Annotated in this window: 18 protein-coding genes; 12 read left to right on the top strand and 6 right to left on the bottom strand. The window is 61.4% G+C overall.

The genetic code is table 11. The features are described 5' to 3' along the window. The first annotated feature begins 10 nt into the window (after positions 1-10). A complete protein-coding gene (locus tag HJB84_RS17600; protein WP_221116486.1) occupies positions 11-514 on the top strand; it encodes a GrpB family protein in 504 nt (167 codons plus the stop codon). A gap of 29 nt (positions 515-543) precedes the next feature. Here the strand turns inward: HJB84_RS17600 and HJB84_RS17595 are convergent, their stop codons facing one another. Both HJB84_RS17595 and polA read right to left on the bottom strand, forming a co-directional pair. Next, complete coding sequence (locus HJB84_RS17595) at positions 544-2889, bottom strand: DNA translocase FtsK (RefSeq protein ID WP_207582437.1); 2346 nt, start codon at positions 2887-2889, stop codon at positions 544-546. A 267-nt stretch (positions 2890-3156) separates the two neighbouring features. Further along, complete coding sequence (gene polA, locus HJB84_RS17590; protein WP_207582436.1) at positions 3157-6156, bottom strand: DNA polymerase I; 3000 nt, start codon at positions 6154-6156, stop codon at positions 3157-3159. A 509-nt stretch (positions 6157-6665) separates the two neighbouring features. Between polA and HJB84_RS17585 the strand changes: the two genes are divergently transcribed. Then, entirely contained in the window at positions 6666-7082 is a 417-nt protein-coding gene (locus HJB84_RS17585) for a MarR family winged helix-turn-helix transcriptional regulator (RefSeq protein WP_164006058.1), read from the top strand. A 19-nt stretch (positions 7083-7101) separates the two neighbouring features. Here HJB84_RS17585 and HJB84_RS17580 read toward each other — a convergent pair whose 3' ends face one another. Further along, positions 7102-9480 (bottom strand): EAL domain-containing protein, encoded by a 2379-nt coding sequence (locus tag HJB84_RS17580; RefSeq protein WP_221116485.1) that lies wholly within the window; start codon positions 9478-9480, stop codon positions 7102-7104. Between the two features lie 222 nt (positions 9481-9702). Between HJB84_RS17580 and HJB84_RS17575 the strand changes: the two genes are divergently transcribed. After that, on the top strand, positions 9703-11091 hold the full coding sequence (locus HJB84_RS17575; RefSeq protein ID WP_207582434.1) for a dipeptidase: 1389 nt from the start codon (positions 9703-9705) through the stop codon (positions 11089-11091). Positions 11092-11451: 360 nt separating this feature from the next. After that, positions 11452-12105, top strand: a complete 654-nt coding sequence (locus HJB84_RS17570) for an SH3 domain-containing protein (RefSeq protein WP_221116484.1) — start codon at positions 11452-11454, stop codon at positions 12103-12105. Positions 12106-12281: 176 nt separating this feature from the next. On the opposite strand, the gene HJB84_RS17565 is transcribed toward HJB84_RS17570, so the two are convergent. Continuing rightward, positions 12282-12572, bottom strand: a complete 291-nt coding sequence (locus tag HJB84_RS17565) for a hypothetical protein (RefSeq protein WP_221116483.1) — start codon at positions 12570-12572, stop codon at positions 12282-12284. Here HJB84_RS17565 and HJB84_RS17560 point away from each other — a divergent pair. From HJB84_RS17560 to HJB84_RS17540, 5 genes are all read left to right on the top strand, one after another. Further along, the gene (locus tag HJB84_RS17560; protein WP_164006054.1) at positions 12564-12785 is read left to right on the top strand and encodes a hypothetical protein; all 222 of its coding nucleotides are present in this window, start codon (positions 12564-12566) and stop codon (positions 12783-12785) included. The two genes, HJB84_RS17565 and HJB84_RS17560, sit on opposite strands and share 9 nt — an antisense overlap. A 333-nt stretch (positions 12786-13118) precedes the next feature. Next, positions 13119-15458 (top strand): transglycosylase domain-containing protein, encoded by a 2340-nt coding sequence (locus HJB84_RS17555; protein WP_221116482.1) that lies wholly within the window; start codon positions 13119-13121, stop codon positions 15456-15458. A 381-nt stretch (positions 15459-15839) separates the two neighbouring features. Then, complete coding sequence (gene dnaK, locus HJB84_RS17550; protein ID WP_007634141.1) at positions 15840-17756, top strand: molecular chaperone DnaK; 1917 nt, start codon at positions 15840-15842, stop codon at positions 17754-17756. Between the two features lie 86 nt (positions 17757-17842). Then, positions 17843-18970, top strand: coding sequence for a molecular chaperone DnaJ (gene dnaJ / locus HJB84_RS17545; RefSeq protein WP_207582431.1), 1128 nt, complete (start codon positions 17843-17845; stop codon positions 18968-18970). Positions 18971-19354: 384 nt separating this feature from the next. Next, on the top strand, positions 19355-19555 hold the full coding sequence (locus HJB84_RS17540; RefSeq protein ID WP_007634143.1) for a hypothetical protein: 201 nt from the start codon (positions 19355-19357) through the stop codon (positions 19553-19555). A gap of 145 nt (positions 19556-19700) precedes the next feature. Here HJB84_RS17540 and HJB84_RS17535 read toward each other — a convergent pair whose 3' ends face one another. Continuing rightward, positions 19701-20066: a helix-turn-helix domain-containing protein gene (locus HJB84_RS17535; protein WP_221116481.1), complete on the bottom strand. Its 366-nt coding sequence runs from the start codon at positions 20064-20066 to the stop codon at positions 19701-19703. A gap of 376 nt (positions 20067-20442) precedes the next feature. Between HJB84_RS17535 and recF the strand changes: the two genes are divergently transcribed. From recF to HJB84_RS17520, 3 genes are read left to right on the top strand one after another with little or no spacing between them, the layout of a single operon-like run. Further along, a complete protein-coding gene (gene recF, locus HJB84_RS17530; RefSeq protein ID WP_221116480.1) occupies positions 20443-21567 on the top strand; it encodes a DNA replication/repair protein RecF in 1125 nt (374 codons plus the stop codon). Next, the gene (locus tag HJB84_RS17525; RefSeq protein ID WP_207582428.1) at positions 21564-22388 is read left to right on the top strand and encodes a molybdopterin-synthase adenylyltransferase MoeB; all 825 of its coding nucleotides are present in this window, start codon (positions 21564-21566) and stop codon (positions 22386-22388) included. The genes recF and HJB84_RS17525 overlap by 4 nt, the downstream gene beginning before the upstream one ends. Next, positions 22385-22873 carry a GNAT family N-acetyltransferase gene (locus tag HJB84_RS17520; protein ID WP_207582427.1) on the top strand — a complete coding sequence of 163 codons (489 nt, stop codon included), beginning with the start codon at positions 22385-22387 and terminating at the stop codon, positions 22871-22873. Before HJB84_RS17525 ends, HJB84_RS17520 begins: the two co-directional genes overlap by 4 nt. Positions 22874-22895: 22 nt before the next feature. Here the strand turns inward: HJB84_RS17520 and HJB84_RS17515 are convergent, their stop codons facing one another. After that, positions 22896-23897, bottom strand: a complete 1002-nt coding sequence (locus HJB84_RS17515) for a D-glycerate dehydrogenase (RefSeq protein WP_221116479.1) — start codon at positions 23895-23897, stop codon at positions 22896-22898. Between the last annotated feature and the right edge of the window lie 40 nt (positions 23898-23937).

Below are 23937 nucleotides of genomic sequence, written 5' to 3'. Positions count from 1 at the left end.
GGAAGGAAGCATGCGCGCCATCAAAGTGGTCGACTACGATCCCTCCTGGCCGCTGCTGTTTGCCCAAATCAGTAGTGAAGTCTCTATTTTGCTCAGTGATTCCGTGCTGTCCATCGATCATATCGGCAGTACGTCTGTGCCTGGTCTGGCGGCCAAGCCGAAGATCGACCTCGATATCGTCGTGATCTCAGACGCCGTTCTGCCGACGGCGATCGAAGCGGTGCGCTCTGCCGATTTCGTCTTCCACGGCGACGCTGGAGAGAACCGGTGGGCCTTCACCCGAGATCATGACGGCTACGGGTTCAGGCTATGTGTCTGCGGACCCGATCATCGCGGACACCAGGAGCGCATCCTGTTTCGCGACTATCTCGTGGATCACCCTGAGAGAGCTGCAGCCTATGCCGACCTGAAACGTCGGCTGGCTGCGGAGGCAGACGGAAATTGGGACTTTTATACCGGCGGAAAGACCGAGTTCGTCAGCGAGACGGTGCGGTTGGCAGTCTCAAGAATGTGAACGGAGTGCGTGGCGCACTCCGCGCCTGATTAGTCGCCGTCACCCCGCCCGGAAACGATCTCGCGCTTGCCGACATGGTTGGCCGGGCCGACCAGACCTTCCTTCTCCATGCGCTCCACCAATGAGGCGGCTCTGTTATAGCCGATGCCGAGGCGGCGCTGGATGTAGGAGGTCGAGCACTTCTTGTCGCGCAGGACGACCTTCACCGCCTGTTCGTATAGCTCGTTGCCATCCTCGGAGGCCATGGCGCTCTTGTCGAAGACGGCGCCGGCTTCTTCCTCTTCCGTTTCTTCCTCTTCGTCGGCGGTGACGGTGTCGAGATATTCGGGGCGGCCCTGGGTTTTCAGATGGGCAACGACCTTTTCAACCTCGACGTCAGAGACGAAGGGACCGTGGACGCGGGAAATCCGGCCGCCGCCCTGCATATGCAGCATGTCGCCCTGGCCGAGGAGCTGCTCGGCGCCCTGTTCACCGAGGATGGTGCGGCTGTCGATTTTCGAGGTCACCTGGAAGGAGATGCGGGTCGGGAAGTTCGCCTTGATCGTACCGGTGATGACGTCGACCGATGGGCGCTGCGTCGCCATGATCAGATGGATGCCGGCGGCGCGGGCCATCTGGGCGAGGCGCTGGATCGCACCTTCGATCTCCTTGCCGGCGACCATCATCAGGTCGGCCATTTCATCGACGATGACGACGATATAGGGCATCGGCGTCAGGTCGAGCGCCTGGCTTTCCTCGATCGGGACGCCGGTGCCCTTGTCGAAGCCGACCTGGACCATGACATGGATCGTCTCGCCCTTGTCGCGGGCCTGCGCCACGCGCTCGTTATATCCGTCGATATTGCGGACGCCGAGGCGCGACATCTTGCGATAACGCTCCTCCATTTCGCGCACGGCCCATTTCATCGCCATCACCGCCTTCTTCGGATCGGTGACGACAGGCGTCAGAAGATGCGGGATGCCGTCATAGACGGAAAGTTCGAGCATCTTCGGGTCGACCATGATCAGCCGGCACTGTTCCGGCGTCAGGCGGTAGAGCAGCGACAGGATCATCGTGTTGATGGCGACCGACTTGCCGGAGCCGGTAGTGCCGGCGACGAGCAAATGCGGCATCTTGGCGAGTTCGGCAATAACCGGCTCGCCGCCGATGGTCTTGCCGAGACCGAGCGCCAGCTTGTAGCCGCTCTTCTCGAAATCCTGGCTTTCGATCATCTCGCGGAAATAGACGGTTTCACGAGTGACGTTCGGCAATTCGATGCCGATGACGTTGCGGCCGGGGACGACGGCGACACGGGCCGAGAGCGCCGACATCGAGCGGGCGATATCGTCGGCAAGACCGATGACGCGCGACGATTTCACGCCCGGCGCCGGCTCGAATTCATAAAGCGTGACGACTGGGCCGGGGCGGACATGGATGATTTCACCCTTGATGCCGAAGTCCTCGAGTACACTTTCCAGAAGCCCGGCATTCTGCTCCAGCGTCTCCTGCGACATGATCTCGCCGAGGCGTTCCGGCGGTTCCTGCAGGAGGGCACGCGGCGGAAACTCATAGCCGGATGCGTCGATCTTTTCGGGTCTTGTCACACGACGCGGCGAGGGCAGGACCGCGGCGACGGGCGGCGTAGAACGGGGTGTCGGCGCAGCCTCAGGCGCCAACGCGACTTGAGGAGCTGGCGCAATCTGAGGGGCTGGCGCAGCCTGGGGGGAAGGTACGACCGGTGCCTCGACAGGAATGCGCCGGAGCCGTTCCAGGGATATTGCGGCCGGAGGGCGGACGGCGAGCTTTGCGGAGACCGCGGCGGGCGGCTGAACCGGGCGGGAGGCGACGGGCGCGGGGGCCGGCCGGCCGGGGCGCCATTCCATGATGCGGAACAGCGACGTGATCGATTCGGGCGCAGTCTCGACCTTCGGGAACGAGATCAAGGCAGGCGCGCGAACCGGCTCACCTTCTTCGAAGGCCATGACTTCCCAGAAGGCGAAATCCGAAATGGAAGAAAGCTCGGCACTGGCGCGGAAGGCAGGCGCGGCGGGCCCTTCGGGCAAGGGTGACGGTTGCAGTTCGATCACGTGCGGTGCTGCGGAAAGTTCGTAGGGCTCCGGCAGATAGGCATCGAACGGCACGTCGACGGCGACCGGCTCGATGCGTATCGCCTGCTGTCCAATCTGCGAATCATCCCGAACAAGCTCATTCGGCGCCCGCCGCTTGCTGATCAGCGTTTCCGGCGTGCGGGTGAAACGGACATTCGGCGCGAGAGAAAAATTGCTCTGCCAGATCGGTGCCGCCGGCTTTTCTCCGGGATTTATCTCCGGAAGCTCGGTTTCAATCTCGCTGGAAAAGTCCCCGGCGTCCGTCAAATTGGTTCTGGGAAAACGCATGCGTCCGCTACTCACTCATGCCTAACAAATTACGACCCTACCGGGATAGAAAAGGAAGGTTAATAAGTTCCTTCCCGCCGTATCGTTCTGATACGGCTCCCGTCGCTAAATCGCTGCGATTTCAGTGAGTTGAGTTAAGCGGAAAAATCTTTGCCAATTTTGTGAGGACCCGAAGTGCGGCGCATCGACTCTGATGATGCGGAGCCTATCAGGCCCTCGTTTTCTGCATGTCGTTTACCCAAGATGCACACATTTGGGCGACATGGATCAATGCGCCTCGTCCCAATTGCTGGCAGCGCGCGCATCGACCCTCAGCGGCACGCGCATTTCGAGCGCCGGCATGGTGGCGTTTTCCATGACCGAGACGATGATCGGCATCGCCTTTTCGACATCCTCGTCCTCGACTTCGAAGATGAGTTCGTCATGCACCTGCAGCAGCATGCGGACGCGATCGCCAAGGCCGACTTCAGCCAGCGCCGGCTCCATCTTGATCATCGCCCGGCGAATGACGTCGGCAGCCGAGCCCTGGATCGGCGCGTTGATCGCCGCACGCTCGTTGAAGGCGCGTACCGACGGGTTGGAAGAGCGGATTTCGGGATAGTTGATTCGCCGCCCGAAGATCGTCTCGACATAACCCTTGTCGCGCGCCATGGCCTTTCGGCTTTCCATATAGTCGCGGATGCCCGGGAAACGCTCGAAATACTTCTTGATGTAGTCGCCGGCTTCCGAACGCTCTATCGATAGCTGATTGGCGAGGCCGAAGGCCGAGATGCCGTAGATGATGCCGAAATTGATCGCCTTGGCGCGGCGACGCACCTCGCCCGGCATGCCCTCGACCGGCACACCGAACATTTCCGACGCGGTCATCGCGTGAATGTCGACGCCATCCTCGAAGGCCTTGGTCAGCTGCGGGATCTCGGCCACATGGGCAAGCACGCGCAATTCGATCTGGCTGTAGTCGGCAGAAATCAGCTTGTGGCCAAGTGTCGAGATGAAGGCGGTGCGGATCTTGCGGCCTTCGGCGGTGCGCACCGGAATGTTCTGCAGGTTCGGCTCGGAGGAGGACAGGCGTCCCGTCGTCGTCGATGCCAGCGAATAGGAGGTGTGGACCCGTTTGGTTTCTGCGTGGACATAGCCCGGGAGCGCGTCGGTATAAGTGGACTTCAGCTTGGTGACCTGGCGCCAGTCGACGATTTTGCGCGGCAGCTCGAAACCGGCGGCGGCCAAATCCTCGAGCACCTGCGCGGAGGTGGACCATTGCCCGGTTTTGGTCTTGCTGCCGCCGGCAAGGCCCATCTTGCCGAACAGGATGTCGCCCAGCTGCTTCGGCGAGCCGATATTGAAGCGCTCGCCGGCCAGCACATAGATCTCGTCTTCCAGCCTGGCGGCGCCCTGGGCCAGCTCGCCGGACAGGCGCGACAGGATCTGCCGGTCGACGGTGATGCCGCGCGCTTCCATGCGCGCCAGCACCGGCAGCAGCGGCCGCTCCAGCCGTTCATAAACGCTGGTCAGTCCTGCCGCCGCCAGCCGTGGCTTCAGCACCAGCCAGAGGCGCAGCGTCACGTCGGCATCCTCGGCCGCATAATGGGTGGCGCGATCGATATCGACGAGATCGAAGGTGACATTCGCTTTGCCGCTGCCGGCCACGTCCTTGTAGGGGATCGGGGTATGACCGAGGAATTTTTCCGAGAGCGGGTCCATGCCATGGGCGCCGGTGCCGGCGTCGAGCACGTAGGAGATCAACATCGTGTCGTCGAAACTCCTGGTCTCGATGCCGTAGCGCTTCAACAGCAGATAGTCGTATTTCAGGTTCTGCGCGACCTTGAGAACCGCCCCGTCCTCCAGCAATGCCTTCAGCCGCGGCAAGGCATCGCGCATGGCGACCTGGTTTTCGACAAGGCCGCCGCCGAGCAGATCGCCGACGCCGTTCTTGTGGGTGAGCGGCACATAGGCGGCGCGGATCTTGGTGCCGGTGGGATCGGCCACATTGTCGGCGATCGCCAGCGAAAAGCCGACAAGCTCGGCCTGCATCGCATCGAGCGAGGTGGTCTCGGTATCGAAAGCAACGAGGCCGGTATCGCGCGCATCGGCGATCCACCGGTCGAGCGTCGCCAGATCGCGGATCGTCACATAGGCCGAATGATCGAAGGGCAGCGTCGCAAAGGCGTCGGCGCGCGCCTTGGCAAGATCGGCGGGTGAGAAGGCGCCTTCGACGGCGGTCTTTGCCTTCGCACGGGCTGGCACCGGCACCGATTCGCCGGAAACCTCGGGGATGCCGCCGGCAACGGGGGCCGGCTCGGCCGCATCGAGATCGGGGCCGTGGGCAGCCTTACCCCATTCGACGTTGACGATCGCCGGTTCGATGGCGTTCGCATCGCAATCGCAGACTTCGGCGACGCGGCGCGTCAGCGTCGTGAATTCCATGGTCTTGAGGAAGCCTATCAGCTTCGGGCCGTTCTGCGGCTCCAGCACCAGCGCGTCGAGATCGAGATCGAGCGGCACATCGGTGCGCAGCCGCACGAGGTCGCGCGAGAGCCTCGCCATATCGATATTGGCGAGGATCGTCTCGCGGCGCTTGACCTGCTTGATCTCGGTGGCGCGTTCGAGCAGCGTGTCGAGATCGCCGTATTCCTCAAGAAGCTGGGCGGCGGTTTTCGGGCCGATGCCGGGAATTCCGGGAACATTGTCGACGGAATCACCGGTCATCGCCTGCAGATCGATCATCTTTTCTGGCGGCACGCCCCATTTCTCGATGACGTCAGGAATGCCGATCTGCTTGTCCTTCATGCTGTCATACATATGGACATTGGGACTGACGAGCTGCATCAGGTCCTTGTCGGAGGAGACGATGGTGACATCGGCGCCGGATGCCTCAGCCTGGCGGGCGTAAGTGGCGATGATATCGTCGGCCTCAAAACCTTCGGTCTCGATGCAGGGCAGGTTGAAGGCGCGGGTGGCTTGGCGGATCAGGCCAAATTGCGGGATGAGCTCCTCCGGCGGGGCGGACCGGTTCGCCTTATATGCGTCGTAAAGATCCTTGCGAAACGTCTTGGCGGAATAATCGAAGATGACTGCAAGGTGTGTCGGCGTCACGCCGACATCGGTATTGCGCGCATCCCTCAACAACTTCCACAGCATGTTGCAGAAACCGGAAACGGCGCCGATCGGCAGGCCATCGGTCTTGCGGGTCAGCGGTGGCAGTGCATGAAACGCCCGGAAGATGAATCCGGAACCATCGATTAGGAAGAGGTGATCGCCTTTTTTCATGGGTGCATGGATAGCGCGGGCACGGGACGAGGTCTATATAAAGTTCGGCGCGCGAAAAGGGTTACGCACCTCTATTCAGAGGCGCAAAGGACGCTGTCGCACTTTGAATGGACGCATAATTTTTTCCTTAAACCGCATTCCGAATCGAGGAATTGTGCAGCGGAGATTCCGCTCACCAAACTGTTACCGATTTGTAACGGTCGCCCTCCCTTGAAAAACCACATTCACAGGCACAAATCCATGTCACCGGCGCTTGATCGCGCCGCGGGTCTGACTACCGGCTTGTCCCCCGCCGCGTCAGGCTTGGACAAAGGCCTTATCCCCCTCTCCGGGCCTTTGTCCGCACTTTAAGGTCGCCATGGCCAACCTCCAGGCCATGGCGACTTTTGTTTTTCCCGGGCACTCGAAATTATCATCGTCGCTTGCATATTTTGAAGCATCGCATGCGATTTGCTGCATTGTCTCCAGCATGGTTTTGAGCCTAACTTGCAATCATGGGATTTAACCGCATGGATTCGGGAGCCTACCTTGCCAGCCAGCTGGCGAAGGGTTTTGCCCGCTCGCTGCACCAGCGCGCGGTCGGGCTCGGTTTTTCTCCGGGCCAGTTCCCCATTCTGCTGGAACTCTGGGCCGAAGACGGGCTGACCCAGAAACAGCTTCTCGAGCGGGTCGATATCGAGCAGGCGACCATGGCCAACACGCTTTCGCGCATGGTCCGCGACGGGTTGATCGAACGCCGGCCGCATCCATCCGATAAGCGGGCGCAACTGCTCTTCCTGACGCCGAAGGCCAGCGCCATGGAGGCCGAGGCGATCGAGACCGCGCGTGAGGCCGACCTTGCGCTGTTTAAAGGTTTTCGGGTTTTCGAGCGCGAGCTGACACTTGAATATATCCGCCGGCTTCTGGAAAACGCCAAGGCGCTCTGACCGGGATTATTTGCTGAGATTATTCGTTGACAAGGCGTGTGCGCCGTCGCGGCGGCATGCCGGGTCCGGCCTGCCGGACGTTTTTACCGACGGCTAGCTTCAAGCTCGGCTCGATATCCGGCTTGCCGAGCAACAGGCCCTGCACCTGTGCGCAACCTTCCTCGACGACGATCTGGCGCTGCATCTCCGTTTCCACACCCTCGGTGACGACGGGCATGCCGAGGCTGTGGCCGAGACCGATGATAGCGCGCACGATCGATCGCGCCGCCGCGTCATGCTCCAGCACGCCGGTGAAGCTGCGGTCGACCTTGATCTTGTCGAAGGGAAACGAGCGCAGGTTCGAGAGCGAAGAGTAACCGGTGCCGAAATCGTCCATGACAATGTGCACCCCCAACCTCCGCAGGCGCTGCAGCATTGCCATCACCCGGTCGCGATCGCGGACCAGCGCTGCCTCGGTGATCTCAAGCTCCAGCCGATCGGGTGCGAGCCCGGTCTCGGCAAGCACCGCCTCGATCCGCTCGCACAGGTTGGGCAGCATGAACTGCACCGGTGAAACATTGACTGCAATCGTCAGCGGCTGCGGCCAGCGCGCGGCCTCCATGCAGGCCTGCCGCAATATCCATTCGCCGAGCTGAACGATCGAACCGCTTTCCTCGGCGACGGGGATGAAAATGTCGGGCTCGGTCATGCCGTGGCCCGGCCGGTGCCAGCGCATCAAGGCCTCGTAGCCGCTGACCTCGCCGCTCTGTGCATTGAGGATCGGCTGATAGTTGACATGGAGTTGATTGCGGATGATTGCATGGCGCAGGTCGCTTTCGATCTGGCGGCGGTTCCGCGCCGCTTCGTCCATCTCCGCGTCGAAGAAACAAGCCCGGCCGCGACCATCATGCTTGACGCGGTAGAGTGCGGTATCGGCATTGTTGCAGAGTTCTTCGGCCGTGCGCCCATCTCTTGGATAGAGCGCGATGCCGAGGCTGACGCCGACGGCTGTGGGGTCACGGGCCGTGTCCATCTCGGCGGCGAATTCGTCGATGATATCAGCCGCAATCTTTTGCGCCGACGCCGGCTGCTGCCCAGCGGATTGGATGATGGCGAATTCGTCGCCGCCGAGCCGGGCGATCGTATCGCTCTCACCGGCCACCCGGCGCAGGATAGAGGCAACCTTGCGGAGAATGCGGTCGCCTTCGGCGTGGCCGAAGATGTCATTGACGGCCTTGAATCGATCGAGGTCGAGACAGAACAGCGCCACCTCGGTGTTCTTTCGCTCCGCCACCTGCAGCGCCTGCCGGATGCGGGTGTCGAACAGCGACCTGTTCGGCAGATCGGTGAGCACGTCGTGATGGGCGAGATGCTCGATCATCTCCTCGGCCTGCTTGCGCTCGGTGAGATCGCGCACCGCCAGCACCTCGCAATTGCGGCCACGATAAACGATCTTGCTGGAGGTCGCTTCTACGGCAATCTCTCGGCCGGCGCGGGTGTTTAGCAGCGTCTCGCCGGGCCGGTTCTCCCGAGGTCCCTGAACGACCGTCAGCACATCCGAGGGGACCTTACCCGAGAGATCGGCAAGCTTCCAGCCTGATAAGGCCTGGAATCGTTCGTTGGCATCGATGATCCGGCCTTCGCGCAGGATCAGCAACCCCTCCTGCGAGGCATTGGCAAGCCCGCGCAGATCCGTCAGATGGCTTTGGACGAAGACCACGGCAAGTGCGACCAGGATAAGAGCCGTTGCCGCCACCACGACGATCGCCGCAAGCACCCTGGTGTCGAGCACCGATGTGGGAACCTCCATACCGGGGTCCGGGACGAGCGTAATGCTGCCCATCGAAATGAAGTGAAGAGTGCAGATGGCGAGGACGAACACCAGCGATGAGGTGAGGAGACGCCTCATCCCCTTCAGACTGAAAAAGATATGGAAAGCGGCGCTCGACAGAAGCATTCCGGCAAGGACCGCCGTCAGTGTCATCAGAGGATCGTAGAGGATAACAGCCTGCGCCTCGATCGCCTGCATGCCGGTCAGGTGCATGGAAGCGATGCCGAGGGCCATCAGAACGCCGCCGCGGATAGAGGAAAATCTTCCGTCACGTTGCGAAGCGGCGAGGATCGCCACCCATGAGCCGACCACCGACAGGAGAAAGGAAAGCAGCGTCAGGTCGAGCGCGTAGCTGATTGGCGTGCCGCCATCATAAGCGAGCATCGCGATGAAATGCGTTGCCCATACGCCGGTGCCGAAGGCAAAGCCCGACGCGCCGATCCAGAGCTTGCGGCGTCCGGCGTCGCAGTCCTGGGCACGGGAATACAGCAGCATCGCCGCCATGACGCCAACCAGGCAGACCGCGGCCGCCGCCACGACTAGCCGCCAATCGTGATTGTCGCGAATACATGCAATGACCGAAAACATCTGCGCCCCCGAACAGCTGGTTTTGGCCGATGCTATTTAGGTTGTGCTAATTAACTGTAAATTGAATTAGGTCTTTCTTTATTATCGTGAAACGGCCCTCCATAAGACCGATCCACGTCGCTTCAGCACTCTTGCGCCTCCCGCCTGATTTTTACGTTTTCCGCCTCGCCTGCTTTCCTGGTTTGGTCTATCGTCCGGCCAAATTTCGAAAAGGAGTCGAAAATGACCGATATACAACCGGTGCTTTCGCGCGCGGATCAGAACCTTTCATCAAGCCTCGAAAAATTGTTCGAACTGCTGCGCATCCAGTCGATTTCCACCGATCCCGCCTACAAAGCCGAATGCCGCAAGGCCGCCGAATGGCTTGTCGCATATCTCCAGACGCTCGGCTTCGAAGCCTCGGTGCGCGACACACCTGGCCATCCGATGGTGGTCGCCCATCATGCCGGCGCGTCCACCGATGCGCCGCACGTTCTGTTCTATGGCCATTACGACGTTCAGCCGGTCGATCCGATCGAGCTCTGGGAAAACGACCCCTTCGAACCATCGATCAAGGATGTCGGCGACGGCCGCAAGATCCTGACCGGCCGCGGCACGTCCGACGACAAGGGCCAGTTGATGACTTTCCTCGAGGCCTGCCGCGCCTATAAGGAGATCCACGGCGCACTTCCCTGCCGCGTCACCATTCTCTTCGAGGGCGAGGAAGAATCCGGTTCGCCGTCGCTGAAGCCTTTCCTCGAAGCCAATGCCGCCGAGCTTAAGGCCGACTGTGCGCTGGTCTGCGATACCGGCATGTGGGATCGCGACACGCCGGCGATCGCCGCCGCGCTGCGCGGCCTTGTCGGCGAAGAAGTAACCGTGACGGCCGCCGACCGCGACCTGCATTCCGGTCTCTTCGGAGGCGCTGCCGCCAACCCGATCCATATTCTCGTCGAGGCTCTCGCCGGCCTGCATGACGAAACCGGCCGCATCACGCTCGACGGCTTCTACGACGGCGTCGAGGAAACCCCTGAGAACATCAAGGCGTCATGGGAGACGCTGGGCAAGACCGCGGAGAGCTTTCTCGGCGAAGTCGGCCTTTCCGTTCCCTCGGGCGAAAAGGGCCGTTCGGTGCTCGAACTCACCTGGGCGCGGCCGACCGCCGAAATCAACGGCATCTGGGGCGGATATACCGGCGAAGGCTTCAAGACAGTGATCGCCGCCAAGGCTTCGGCGAAGGTTTCGTTCCGCCTCGTCGGCACGCAGGATCCGGCCGCCATCCGCGAGGCTTTCCGCAGCTATGTCACCTCGAAGATTCCCGCCGATTGCTCGGTCGAGTTCCATCCGCATGGCGGTTCGCCGGCTATTCATCTCTCCTATGATTCGCCCGTTCTGACCAAGGCGAAGACCGCGCTTTCCGACGAGTGGCCGAAACCCGCCATCGTCATCGGCATGGGCGGCTCGATCCCGATCGTCGGCGACTTTCAGAAGATGCTCGGCATGGAATCGCTGCTTGTCGGCTTCGGCCTCAGCGATGACCGCATCCATTCGCCGAACGAGAAATACGAGCTCGTCTCCTACCACAAGGGTATCCGTTCATGGGTCCGGATTCTCCAGGCGCTCGCCGCCTGAAGGAAACGCAATAACAAAAAGGCCGGTTAAAACCGGCCTTTCGTCATCCACTCGCTCAGTGCCAGTTCATCCGTGGTCAATGAGAAGCGGGTATGGCAGCCAGACTGCCTCCGAAAGGTTAACGGATCGCTAACGGCGCACGCGATCGCCAGGTTGTCGGAAGCACTGCGCCACATCGATAGAAATTCCCCGTTCAAGCTACGTTCATCGCGGACCACTATAAGCCATTGAAAGACAAAGTGAATAATAACGCTCTCGCAAGTGCGGGGCGGTCGTTCCACCTTTCCTTTCAGACGGCAGATGTCAGGCAAGTGCAGCCGGGCGCAGCCCCAAAATGCGCCTATGAGGAGTGAGAAAAGCGTGAAAAATCTGTTTGCTAAAATCGCCGCGGCTGGTCTCTTCATGCTGGCGCCTGTCATGGCGCAGGCTGCCGAGGGCTATTCGACGGCGAACGTCAACATGCGCGCCGGTCCGAGCACCCGATACCCCGCCGTCGCGGTGATACCCGCCGGTTCTTCCGTCGAGATCCGCGGGTGCCTTTCCGACGTCAACTGGTGCGATGTGGAGTTCTACGGCAGCCGCGGCTGGGTATCCGGCCAATATGTGCAGGCTCTCTACCAGCAGCGCCGTATCTATGTCGGTCCGCAATATTACCGTCCGCTCGGCATCCCGGTCATCCGCTTCAGCGTCGACAATTACTGGGATCGCTACTACCGCAACCGCGATTTCTATCGCGAGCGGGACCGCTGGAGCCGCGGCCCGGACGACTATTACCGCGACAATCGAGATCGCGACATTCGTGATCGAGACAACCGGGATCGAGACAACCGGGATCGCGATCGGAAATGGCGCGACGGGGATCGCAACCGGGACGGCGATAGAGACTGGCGCAATCGAAATGGCAATCAGGATGGGCGCGACGACAATCGACGGGGCGACCGGAGAGATGGAGATCGCAGACCCAATGGCAGGGATTTTGATTGCCGGCCCGGCGATCCCTCCTGCGACCAATGAGATCCAAAGGGGCGGCCGCAGCGCCGTCCCTTTCGAGGTTTTCCCGGGCACCGGCGGGTACGCAAGAAAAAGCCCGGCGCTCCCGAGAGGGATGCACCGGGCCTGATGTCGATCGGCGCGTGTTGAGGGGAGACGGCCGATCATGCGCGGGACGTGAGGGGTTGTCCCGCTTTTCCCTAAACAATCGCGGCGCCAATTGGTTCCGACCAGCAGACAGAAGATGTGCGGCGAACGCAGCGCGCGCATTTCGGCGTCACGCCGATAAAGATCATCCGGCGGCTTTGCTCCGTCCCGTCGAGGGTGAGATTTTTGACAGTCGCCATGACTGGCATCCATGCCTGCAACAAGCCACCGACAAATTGATCTGAGAGCGGCTTGATGCTCTTGTCTTGCGGGATTCTTTGTTGCAGTTTTGAGACGTTGCGGATCGATTTCGATCCGTTCGAGGCTGGACCCTGATGACGCAAGACTACTTGGCTTTCCTAGGGCTTTTCGGCGCTCGGGCAGCCGCGATAGACGTTACCGTATGGCATAAACACAACCCACTCCTTCCTGTGCGACTTACCGATGGGGCGAACCTCAACCCTTCCGGCCAGATCTGGCGCCGCTTTCATCTCGGCGAGTGGGAATATAAGCAGGACCCGGAAACGCTCGACGATTACGAGGCCCGCCAGTTCTGAGCGCCAACGCATGTCGCCCAAAAGTGCGCAGCGGTTTTGGGATAAAGCGCATCGCATATAAAGCAGGAATGACGCGACGCGCTTTTTGGCGCGATCTGCTTTGCTTTCCATAATTAATACCCCGTTAAATCGCCGCATTTACAGTTCAGTCGGATGATCGCGGCGCCCGTTGCATGATTCCCTAAATCGGAACCGATTTGGGGATAGAATTATGCAGCCATTCAAAGTGCTACAGCGTCCTTTGCGCGTCTGAGAAGACGCGCGGCGCTGTGGAAGAGTGCCGTTGTGCGAAGTCACGCTTCGCGATCGAACATGGGGTGTGACCGGTCGGCGATGGCAGGCAGAAGCAGATCAGGCGACAGAATCGAACCGTCCTTCAACGGCCGCCCGGCACGCGACGATGACGCATTTTCGCTCGATGCCGACGATCGCATTGCCGGAAGCCGATCCCCGCGGCGCGGCGGCTCAAAACCGCCGCCGCAACGTGCCGCCCCTCGGCGGCGGCGCGAGCCGCGGGAGCGCGAAGGCGGCGGCTTTTTCGGCTTCCTGCGCCGCGTGATCTACTGGTGCGTCGTGCTGTTCATCTGGGCCGGCATCGGCGTTGCCGGGCTTGTCGTCTATTATGGCTCGCGCATGCCGAGCGCCAGCACATGGGCGATCCCGGAACGGCCGCCGAACGTCAAGATCACCGCCGTCGACGGCAGCGTCATCGCCAATCGCGGCGCCACCGGCGGCGAAGCGCTGTCGCTCGAAAACATGTCGCCCTATATTCCGGAAGCCGTCATCGCCATCGAGGATCGGCGTTTCTATTCGCATTTCGGCGTCGATCCGCTCGGCCTCGGCAGGGCGATCGTGACCAATTTTACGGCTGGCCACATGGTGCAGGGTGGCTCGACGCTGACACAGCAGCTTGCCAAGAACCTCTTCCTCTCCCCCGAAAGGACGCTGGAACGCAAGGTCCAGGAGGTGCTGCTCTCGCTCTGGCTGGAGCAGAAATACACCAAGGACCAGATCCTTGCGATGTATCTCAACCGGGTGTTCTTCGGATCGAACGCCTATGGCGTCGAAGCGGCCTCACGCCGTTATTTCAATAAATCGGCGCGTGACGTGAACCTCGGCGAGGCCGCGGTGCTGGCCGGCCTGCTCAAGGCGCCGTCGCGACTTTCGCCGGCCCGCGACCCGGAAGCCGCGAATGCGCGCGCCCAACTCGTGCTTGCGGCAATGCGCGAGCAGGGCTTCATTACCGATTCCGAAGTCAAGACCGCGATGTCGCAGACCCCGGCTTCGGCCAAGAGCTATTGGTCAGGGGCCGGACACTACGTCGCCGACATGGTGATGGACGAACTGCCGGGCCTGATCGGCGACGTCAAGGAAGACGTCATCGTCGATACGACCATCGACAAGTCGCTGGAAAAGAAGGCCGAGCAATCGCTGGTCGACGTGCTCGACAAGGAGGGCGGGAAGCTCGACGCTTCGCAGGCGGCCCTCGTGTCGATCGACGGCACCGGTGCGATCCGGGCGCTCGTCGGCGGCAGAGACTATGCGACGAGCCAGTTCAACCGCGCCGTCAAGGCCAAGCGCCAGCCGGGCTCCTCGTTCAAGCCCTTCGTCTATGCTGCCGCCCTGGAGAAGGGGCTGACGCCCTATTCGGTGTTCAATGACGCGCCGATCCGGATCGGCGACTGGACGCCCGAAAATTACGAGAAGAAATACAATGGCGAAGTGACGCTGGCTACCGCACTTGCCAAGTCGCTGAACACCGTGGCCGCCCAGCTGGTAATGTATGACGGGCCGGATCAGGTGATCAAGCTTGCCCACCGGCTCGGCATCGAAAGCGAGCTGCAACCGAACGCCTCGATCGCGCTCGGCACTTCAGAAGTGTCGCTGATGGAACTCACCGCCTCCTATGCCGCCTTCATGAATGGCGGCTACAAGGCGACGCCGCACGTCATCCGCCGGGTGACGACCGCCGAAGGCAAGGTTCTCTACGAAAATACCTATGACAGCCCGCCACGTGTGCTGTCCGAGCAGATCGTCGCCGAAATGGATGCGATGATGATGGGCGTCATCGACAACGGCACCGGCAAGAGCGCCAAGATCCCCGGCTGGCAGGCGGCAGGAAAGACCGGCACGACGCAGAATTCGCGCGACGCGCTCTTCGTCGGCTTCACCAGCAACCTCACCACGGGGGTCTGGTTCGGCAATGATGACGGCAAGCCGATGAAGAAGGTGACCGGCGGCGGCTTGCCCGCCAAGGCCTGGAAGGAATTCATGGTCGCCGCCCACAAGGGACTTTCGCCAGCGCCGCTCTTCGGCAACGGCCAATTGATCGCCGATCCGAACAATGGTCAGCCGATGGCGCAGACAGCACCCGGGGCTGGACAATCTGGAAGCGGGCAACCGATGACGGCCGAAGCGTCGCCTTCGACGATCGGTGGGATCATTTCCGGCGTCTTCGGCGGCAACGACAATGCAAATCGCTATCCGCAAGCGCCTGCCCGACAGCAGGCGGCGACCTCCGGCAACGGCCCGGTTCCGCCTGGAGACATTGCCGGAGGCGGCGGTTCTGGCTACGAGGGCATGGTTCCACCCGGCGATGTCGGGGCGCCACAGACAACCTCTACCGTCCAGCCGCGGCGCACGACGCTGCTCGATCTGATCATGGGCCAGTGAGAGTTTTGCTGCATGCACGGCGCGGGCCCGATGCTCAGAAGCGCGTTGCGTCGGAATTGGTTCAGCGACGCACTTTGGTCTTTGTTTTGATGCACGCCGTTATTCCGGAACCACTTCACACGTGAGGACGACAGGCATCAGAAATCGGCGGCTTTCCGGACATGGGGCGACCTCCTTCCCGGTGACTGTAAAAAATGAATGCAACACATTCGTTTTGCTGGATTCCGGGCGATTTCTCGCCTTGCAGTCCAGAAAACCGCTCCTTATATACGCCGCATCACCGCAATCACGATTGCGTAATCAAGTAGACCCATCCCGTAAGGGGCTGTCAGGGAAATGCCTTCTCGGGGTTCCGACAGCTTGCTTCAAGGAGAGAATGACATGGCAAAAGTAATTGGTATCGACCTTGGAACGACGAATTCCTGCGTCGCAGTCATGGACGGCAAGGACGCGAAGGTTATCGAGAATGCGGAAGGTGCACGCACGACCCCTTCCATGGTGGCATTTTCCGAGGATAGCGAACGCCTCGTCGGGCAGCCGGCCAAGCGCCAGGCGGTCACCAACCCGACGAACACACTCTTTGCGGTCAAGCGCCTGATCGGCCGCCGCTATGAGGACCCGACCGTCGAGAAGGACAAGCACCTCGTTCCCTTTACCATCGTCAAGGGTGACAATGGCGACGCCTGGGTCGAAGCCAATGGCAAGGGCTACTCGCCCGCACAGATTTCCGCGATGATCCTTCAGAAGATGAAGGAAACTGCCGAATCCTATCTCGGCGAAAAGGTCGAGAAGGCCGTCATCACTGTTCCCGCCTATTTCAACGACGCGCAGCGACAGGCAACCAAGGATGCCGGCCGCATCGCCGGTCTTGAAGTTCTGCGTATCATCAACGAGCCGACCGCTGCCGCACTCGCCTACGGCCTCGACAAAAAAGAAGGCAAGACGATTGCCGTCTACGACCTTGGTGGCGGTACCTTCGATATCTCCATCCTCGAGATCGGCGACGGCGTCTTCGAAGTGAAGTCCACCAACGGCGATACGTTCCTCGGCGGTGAAGACTTCGACATGCGCCTCGTCGAATATCTCGTCGGCGAATTCAAGCGGGACAACGGCATCGACCTGAAGAACGACAAGCTTGCCCTGCAGCGCCTCAAGGAAGCTGCGGAGAAGGCGAAGATCGAGCTTTCGTCCTCGCAGCAGACCGAAATCAACCTGCCGTTCATCACGGCCGATGCCTCCGGCCCGAAGCATCTGACGCTGAAGCTGACCCGCGCCAAGCTCGAGAGCTTGGTCGACGATCTGGTTCAGCGCACGATCGCGCCGGCCAAGGCAGCGCTCAAGGATGCCGGCGTCACCGCCGCCGAAATCGACGAAGTGGTTCTCGTCGGCGGCATGAGCCGCATGCCGAAGGTACAGGAAGTCGTCAAGCAGCTGTTCGGCAAGGAGCCGCACAAGGGCGTCAACCCGGATGAAGTGGTGGCCCTCGGTGCCGCCATCCAGGCCGGCGTTCTGCAGGGCGACGTCAAGGACGTGCTGCTTCTCGACGTGACGCCGCTGTCGCTTGGCATCGAGACACTCGGTGGTGTCTTCACCCGCCTGATCGAACGCAACACGACGATCCCGACGAAGAAGAGCCAGACCTTCTCGACAGCCGAAGACAACCAGCAGGCCGTTACCATCCGCGTTTCGCAGGGCGAGCGTGAAATGGCTGCCGACAACAAGCTGCTCGGCCAGTTCGACCTCGTCGGCCTGCCGCCGTCGCCGCGCGGCATGCCGCAGATCGAAGTCACCTTCGACATCGACGCCAACGGCATCGTGCAGGTTTCGGCCAAGGACAAGGGCACCAGCAAGGAACAGCAGATCCGCATCCAGGCTTCCGGCGGACTTTCCGACGCCGACATCGAGAAGATGGTGAAGGATGCCGAAGCCCATGCCACCGAGGACAAGAAGCGTCGCGAGTCCGTCGAAGCCCGGAACCAGGCCGAAAGCCTGATCCATTCCACGGAAAAGTCGTTGAAGGATTATGGCGACAAGGTTTCCGAGGCCGACCGCACCGCGATCTCGGATGCAATCGCCGCGCTGAAGACGGCTTCGGAAGCATCCGAGCCGGATGCCGACGACATCAAGGCGAAGACCCAGACGCTGATGGAAGTGTCGATGAAGCTCGGCCAGGCGATTTATGAAGCGCAGCAGGCCGAAGGCGGCGCTGCCGGCGATGCCTCTGCGGAAGGCGGCGACAATGTCGTCGATGCCGACTACGAGGAAATCAAGGACGACGACCGCAAGAAGTCCGCGTAATCCGCGACGGCGTGGTTATGCTTCAACATCTGATCCGGCTGCTCACCATGGCAGCCGGAAAATCCATTTCCGGGGTTTAATTCTTAATGGCAAAAGCGGACTATTACGAAACTCTGGGTGTAGCCAAGACGGCGGACGAGAAAGAGCTGAAGAGCGCCTTCCGCAAACTGGCGATGAAATTCCATCCGGACAAGAACCCGGATGACAAGGACGCCGAACGCAAGTTCAAGGAAATCAACGAAGCCTACGAGATGCTCAAGGACCCGCAGAAGCGGGCGGCCTATGATCGTTATGGCCACGCGGCCTTCGAGCATGGCGGCATGGGCGGCGGGGGCGGCGGATTTGCCGGCGGCGGCTTCTCCGACATCTTCGAGGATATCTTCGGCGAGATGATGGGCGGAGGGCGTGCGCGCCAGCGCTCGTCGGGCGGCCGCGAACGCGGCGCCGATCTCCGCTACAACATGGAAATAACGCTGGAAGAATCGTTCGCCGGCAAGACGGCGCAGATCCGCGTTCCCACCTCGATCACCTGCGACGTCTGTTCGGGTTCGGGTGCCAAGCCCGGCACGCAGCCGAAGAATTGCGGCACCTGCCAGGGAAGCGGGCGCGTGCGCGCCGCACAGGGCTTCTTCTCGATCGAGCGGACCTGCCCGACCTGCCACGGCCGCGGCCAGATCATTCCCGATCCCTGCCCGAAATGCCACGGCCAGGGCCGGGTGACGGAAGAGCGTTCGCTCTCGGTCAATATTCCGGCCGGCATCGAAGACGGTACACGCATCCGCCTGCAGGGCGAGGGTGAAGCCGGCGCCCGCGGCGGGCCGGCAGGCGACCTCTATATCTTCCTGTCCGTCAAACCGCATGAGTTCTATCAGCGCGACGGAGCCGATCTCTATTGCGCCGTTCCGATCTCGATGACGACGGCCGCTCTCGGCGGAACTTTCGACGTGGCGACGCTCGACGGCACCAAGTCGCGCGTCAGCGTGCCCGAGGGCACGCAGGCCGGCAAACAGTTCCGCCTGAAGAGCAAGGGCATGCCGGTGCTGCGTTCGGCGCAGTCGGGCGACCTCTACATCCAGATCCAGATCGAGACGCCGCAAAAGCTCACCAAGCGCCAGCGCGAACTGCTGCAGGAATTCGAGCAGCTTTCCTCGAAGGAGAACAATCCCGAATCGACCGGCTTCTTCGCCCGGATGAAGGAATTCTTCGAGGGCTAATGCATGTCATCAGGAAGTGTGCGGCAGTTCCGGGATAACGACATGCCTAAAAACAAAAGCCTAAAGCGCGTCGGATGAATCAAATTTGACGACGGGCTTTGGCCGCAATCGACATCACCATTTCCAAGGCCGGGGACGGAAACGCCTCCGGCTTTTCGTTCAGCAGATCCCGATTTGAGACATTTGCCGTGCATCTCCGCCGCCTTGTCCCAGATCGACACGGCCGCGCGCCGGAACACGACTTGCGTTAACGCAGCCACGTGATGTCGCTTGCAAGTTTTCCAAATGAATTCAGTCTCTGCCGTCAGCGCATAACCCGAAAATCAAAATCGATTTTCGATACGCGGCGCTCTACCGGGAACAATTAAACCAAGGGTATCTGCCATGGCGCCAGCCTTTTCCTCCCAGTCCGACGACGTCGACGTTCTCGCCGGCGCCCTCTACACATGGTGCGCCGAGCGCAACATCAAGCTTCGCAGCCAGCAGGGGCTTTCCGTCGCCAGCATCGCGATCGACCTCTATCATGCCGGCCACCAGACGCAGGACGATCTGCTGATGGCGCTGCACGAATGCGACATTCACTAAAACGCGCGACGTAGAATCTCAATCAACAGACATGCGTCCGGTCTTCGTCTTGATGCACGTCGCCTCCCCAAATTGCCGCACGGCTATATGTGTCCAGATATCATCCGGATCCGGGCAGGTCATGCTTTGCGTGGCGCTCGGTGAATCAGGCGGCGGTTTCGACCACTTGGCCAGTCATCAGGGTGACGATGGTCTTGACCGCTTCCTTGCCTGCCGGCGAGCTCAGTCTGTCGTAGCTCAGCGCCAGCGCATAGGCGTCGGGGCTGAGTTCGATGCGGCTGCCGAATTGCGATATGCCGGCTCCCTCGAAAAGAGCAGATATCTCAACATCAAGAAAAACCGCGATCTGATGCAGCTTGCTGGCGGAAACGCGGTTCGTCCCCTTTTCGTATTTCTGGATCTGCTGGAAAGTCAGTCCGAGTGCTTCGCCAAGCTCGAGCTGGGAAACACGGCGAAGGGCGCGAAACTGCCTTACGTTGCGACCAACGATAATATCAACCGGATCTGGCACTTCATCACTCTCTGATACATAAACCGTTCGTTTACCATATCGTTTTTGCAGGATAACTCAACCCTGCAGTTGCAAACTTCAACTTGCTTTTTTGTGCCTTACGTCACGTCAGCCGCCTGAGTTAATTGTGGCGAAACCCCGAATATCCGGGGTTCGAAGGGACTGAAAGATGCCGTCGCCCATACTGCCTCGGCAACGTTGGCGCCTCCTCCAAAGGTTGTATTTTTAGCGAGAGTTGAACCCGCCTAGCGTCGTGCTCGGAGCTTATCGCGCACCGATCGACAGTAGCGACAACGTTCCGCGGCGACGAAGCTGCGAGCCTTGCCATCAACGCCGCTTAGGCTTAGCTGTCACGCTTCACGATTCCGGACATTCGATGCCGCACAAGGTTGCTCTTTCCCGTCTGAAGCTGACAGATTTCCGCAACTATGCGGCGGCGTCCCTTGCCCTTGACGGTCGGCACGCCGTGCTGACGGGGGACAATGGCGCTGGCAAGACCAATCTCATGGAGGCAGTCTCGCTGCTTTCGCCTGGCCGCGGTCTGCGCCGCGCCGCCTATGGCGACATTACCCGTGTCGGTGCGGCCGGCGGTTTTTCGATCTTCGCCGCGCTCGACGGCATGGAAGGCGAAGTCGAGATCGGCACCGGCATCGAAACAAGCGAGGAAACCACCTCGCGCAGACTGCGGATCAACGGCACCCCCGCCAAGACCGCCGATGAACTGACTGACCATCTGCGCCTTCTCTGGCTAACACCGGCGATGGACGGCCTCTTTACCGGCGCCTCCTCCGACCGGCGCCGCTTTCTCGACCGGCTGGTGCTATCGCTCGATCCCGCCCATGGCCGCCGCGCCAGCGATTTCGAGCGTGCCATGCGCAGCCGCAACAAATTGCTGGATGAAGGCCGTTTCGACCCCTCCTGGCTCGCCGGTATCGAACAACAAATGGCCAGCCTCGGCATCGCCATGGCGCTCGCCCGACAGGAGATGCTCGGCCTGCTGACCCGCCTGATCGAGGAAAGGCCGGAAAGTTCACCCTTCCCCTCGGCAGCGCTGCAGCTCTCAGGCTTCATGGACGGTCAGTTTTCGCGGCCCTCGGTCGACCTCGAGGACGACTATGCGGCAATGCTGGCGGAGAGCCGTTACCGCGACGCCGGCGCGGGGCGCACGCTGGAGGGGCCGCACCGGGCCGACCTCATCGTGCACCACCGCGAAAAAGCGATGGAGGCGGAACGTTGTTCCACCGGCGAGCAGAAAGCGCTGCTTATCGGCCTGGTGCTTGCGCATGCGCGCCTCGTCGGCAATCTCACCGATTATGCGCCGATCCTGCTGCTCGACGAGATCGCCGCACACCTCGACGAGGGCCGCCGCGCCGCGCTGTTCGACCTCATCGACGGGCTCGGCGGCCAGGCCTTCATGACCGGAACGGATCGCGAGATGTTTTCGGCGCTCGGCGACAGGGCTCAGTTCTTCACCGTTGCCGACGGGAAAGCTTTCGAATGACCGAGGCGGCTTTTCCCAGCGCCGGGCGCCATGATAATATCGGCGCTATGGAGCCGCTCAGCCCGGACGAAATCGCCCGCTATCACCGCCACATCCTGCTCCCCGAGATCGGCGGCGCCGGCCAGCAGCGGTTGAAAGCCGCCCGTGTGCTGGTGATCGGTGCCGGCGGCCTCGGTGCGCCGGTGCTGCAATATCTCGCCGCAGCCGGGATCGGCACACTCGGTATCGTCGACGACGACCGGGTGTCGCTGTCGAACCTGCAGCGCCAGGTGATCCATGATTCCGGCACGATCGGCGAGTTGAAGACGGAAAGTGCCGCCTTGGCCATCGCCAGGCTCAATCCGCATGTCCGGCTGATCCGCTTCGAGGAACGCTTTTCCCCGGAAACTGCCCGCCGGCAATTGTCCGGCTTCGATTTGCTGATCGACGGCTCCGACAATTTCGACACGCGCTACGCCGCCGCCGATGCGGCGGAGGAAGCACGTATTCCGCTCGTCAGCGGCGCCGTCGGGCGTTTCGATGGCTCGCTGACGGTTCTCAAGCCTTATGAGAGCGCCGAGGACGGGACGCCCAACCCCAGATATCGCGACCTCTTTCCGGAAGCGCCGCCGGCGGGGCTGATTCCGGCCTGCGCCGAGGCCGGCATCATCGGCGCGCTCACCGGTGTCATCGGCACGATGATGGCGATGGAGGCGATCAAGCTCGTCACCGGCACCGGGGAGCCGCTGGTCGGGCGGCTGCTGCTCTACGACGCGCTCAAGGCCCGGTTCGACACTGTGCGCTATAAACGGCGCCGCACGACAGAAAGACAGGGCGGATGACGATTATCCCTCTTGATCATCGTTTCACGCGCTGGGACGAGCTGCTCGCACTCATCCTCGCCTCCTTCGCTTCGATGAACGGCAGGATTGATCCGCCTTCCTCGGCGCTCGCGCTGACGGCGGGGTCGCTGGCGGAAAAGGCCGATGCAGAGATCGGCCATGTCGCCATCGACGGCGACAAATTGATCGGCTGCCTGTTCCTGCGGCCGGAGGCCGATTGCCTCTATGTCGGCAAGCTCGCCGTTCTGCCTGAGGTGCAGGGCAAGGGCCTCGGCAAGCGTCTGCTGGCAATTGCCGAACTGACGGCCGCAAGGCTCGGTCTTCCTGCTTTGCGGCTGGAAACCCGCATCGAGCTTACCGACAATCACGCTGTCTTTGCCGCCTGGGGATTTTCCAGAACCGCCGAAAAGGCGCATCCCGGCTTTGCCAGAACGACATTCGTCGAGATGCGCAAAATGCTTGCTCCTCAGATCCGCATCGTCTGAATCCAGCTCGACGCGGCCTCCTTCAGCGGCCGGGCAGCACCCGGTTCGGCGGCCTGTGGCCGTCGATGAAGGCGCGGATATTGATGATGACCTTGTCGCCCATGTCGATGCGGCCTTCGATCGTCGCCGAACTCATATGCGGCAGCAGCACGACCTTGCCCTCATTGGCGAGCTTGATGAGCTTCGGATTGACGGCGGGTTCGTTTTCGAAGACGTCGAGGCCGGCGCCGGCAATCCGACCCTCCCTCAGAGACTTGATCAGTGCAGCTTCATCGACGACGTCGCCGCGTGCGGTGTTGACGAGATAGGCCGTCGGCTGCAGCAGCGCCAGCCGGCGGGCCGAGATCAGGTGGAAGGTTGCCGGCGTCGATGGACAATTGACCGAAACGATGTCGACGCGGGCAAGCATCTGGTCGAGGCTTTCCCAATAGGTCGCCTCCAATTCGTCCTCGACGGCCGGATTGACGCGTTTGCGGTTGTGATAATGGATCGACAGGCCGAAAGCCTTGGCGCGGCGGGCCACCGCCGTGCCGATGCGGCCCATGCCGACAATGCCGATGCGCTTGCCGTGAATGCGCCGGCCGAGCATCCAGGTGGGAGACCAGCCGGCCCATTCGCCCGGCTTGTCGGTCAGCACGCGCGCGCCTTCGCCGAGCCGTCTCGGAACCGCGAGGATGAGCGCCATGGTCATATCGGCGGTATCCTCGGTCAGGACGTTCGGGGTGTTCGTGACGGTGATACCCTTGCGCGCCGCCGCCTCGACGTCGATATGATCGGTGCCGTTGGAGAAGCTGGCAATCAGCTTCATCTGCGGTCCCGCCTGATCGATCAGCGCCGCGTCGATGCGATCGGTGACGGTCGGCACCAGCACCTCGGCGGTCTTGACCGCGGCGACAAGCTCGGGAACGGAACGCGGCGCGTCGTCGATGTTCAGCTCGGCGTCGAAGAGCTCCCGCATCCGGGTTTCGACGGCATCGGGCAGCTTGCGGGTGATGTAGACCTTCGGTTTTTTCTTCGCTGTCATGGCTGGCTGTGGTGCCTTGTTCAGAGGTCTTTAACCAAGA

The sequence above is a fragment of the Rhizobium sp. NZLR1b genome (genome assembly GCF_019685155.1).
Taxonomy (GTDB): domain Bacteria; phylum Pseudomonadota; class Alphaproteobacteria; order Rhizobiales; family Rhizobiaceae; genus Rhizobium.
Note: the sequence above shows the minus strand (reverse complement) of the source record. Positions and strands in the feature narration are given on the sequence as shown.

Coding starts and splice junctions, on each gene's coding strand:
- HJB84_RS17600 (WP_221116486.1), top strand. CDS start 11: ATGCGCGCCATCAAAGTGGTCGACTACGATCCCTCCTGGCCGCTGCTG.
- HJB84_RS17595 (WP_207582437.1), bottom strand. CDS start 2,889: ATGCGTTTTCCCAGAACCAATTTGACGGACGCCGGGGACTTTTCCAGC.
- polA (WP_207582436.1), bottom strand. CDS start 6,156: ATGAAAAAAGGCGATCACCTCTTCCTAATCGATGGTTCCGGATTCATC.
- HJB84_RS17585 (WP_164006058.1), top strand. CDS start 6,666: ATGGATTCGGGAGCCTACCTTGCCAGCCAGCTGGCGAAGGGTTTTGCC.
- HJB84_RS17580 (WP_221116485.1), bottom strand. CDS start 9,480: ATGTTTTCGGTCATTGCATGTATTCGCGACAATCACGATTGGCGGCTA.
- HJB84_RS17575 (WP_207582434.1), top strand. CDS start 9,703: ATGACCGATATACAACCGGTGCTTTCGCGCGCGGATCAGAACCTTTCA.
- HJB84_RS17560 (WP_164006054.1), top strand. CDS start 12,564: ATGACGCAAGACTACTTGGCTTTCCTAGGGCTTTTCGGCGCTCGGGCA.
- HJB84_RS17555 (WP_221116482.1), top strand. CDS start 13,119: ATGGCAGGCAGAAGCAGATCAGGCGACAGAATCGAACCGTCCTTCAAC.
- dnaK (WP_007634141.1), top strand. CDS start 15,840: ATGGCAAAAGTAATTGGTATCGACCTTGGAACGACGAATTCCTGCGTC.
- dnaJ (WP_207582431.1), top strand. CDS start 17,843: ATGGCAAAAGCGGACTATTACGAAACTCTGGGTGTAGCCAAGACGGCG.
- HJB84_RS17540 (WP_007634143.1), top strand. CDS start 19,355: ATGGCGCCAGCCTTTTCCTCCCAGTCCGACGACGTCGACGTTCTCGCC.
- recF (WP_221116480.1), top strand. CDS start 20,443: ATGCCGCACAAGGTTGCTCTTTCCCGTCTGAAGCTGACAGATTTCCGC.
- HJB84_RS17525 (WP_207582428.1), top strand. CDS start 21,564: ATGACCGAGGCGGCTTTTCCCAGCGCCGGGCGCCATGATAATATCGGC.
- HJB84_RS17520 (WP_207582427.1), top strand. CDS start 22,385: ATGACGATTATCCCTCTTGATCATCGTTTCACGCGCTGGGACGAGCTG.
- HJB84_RS17515 (WP_221116479.1), bottom strand. CDS start 23,897: ATGACAGCGAAGAAAAAACCGAAGGTCTACATCACCCGCAAGCTGCCC.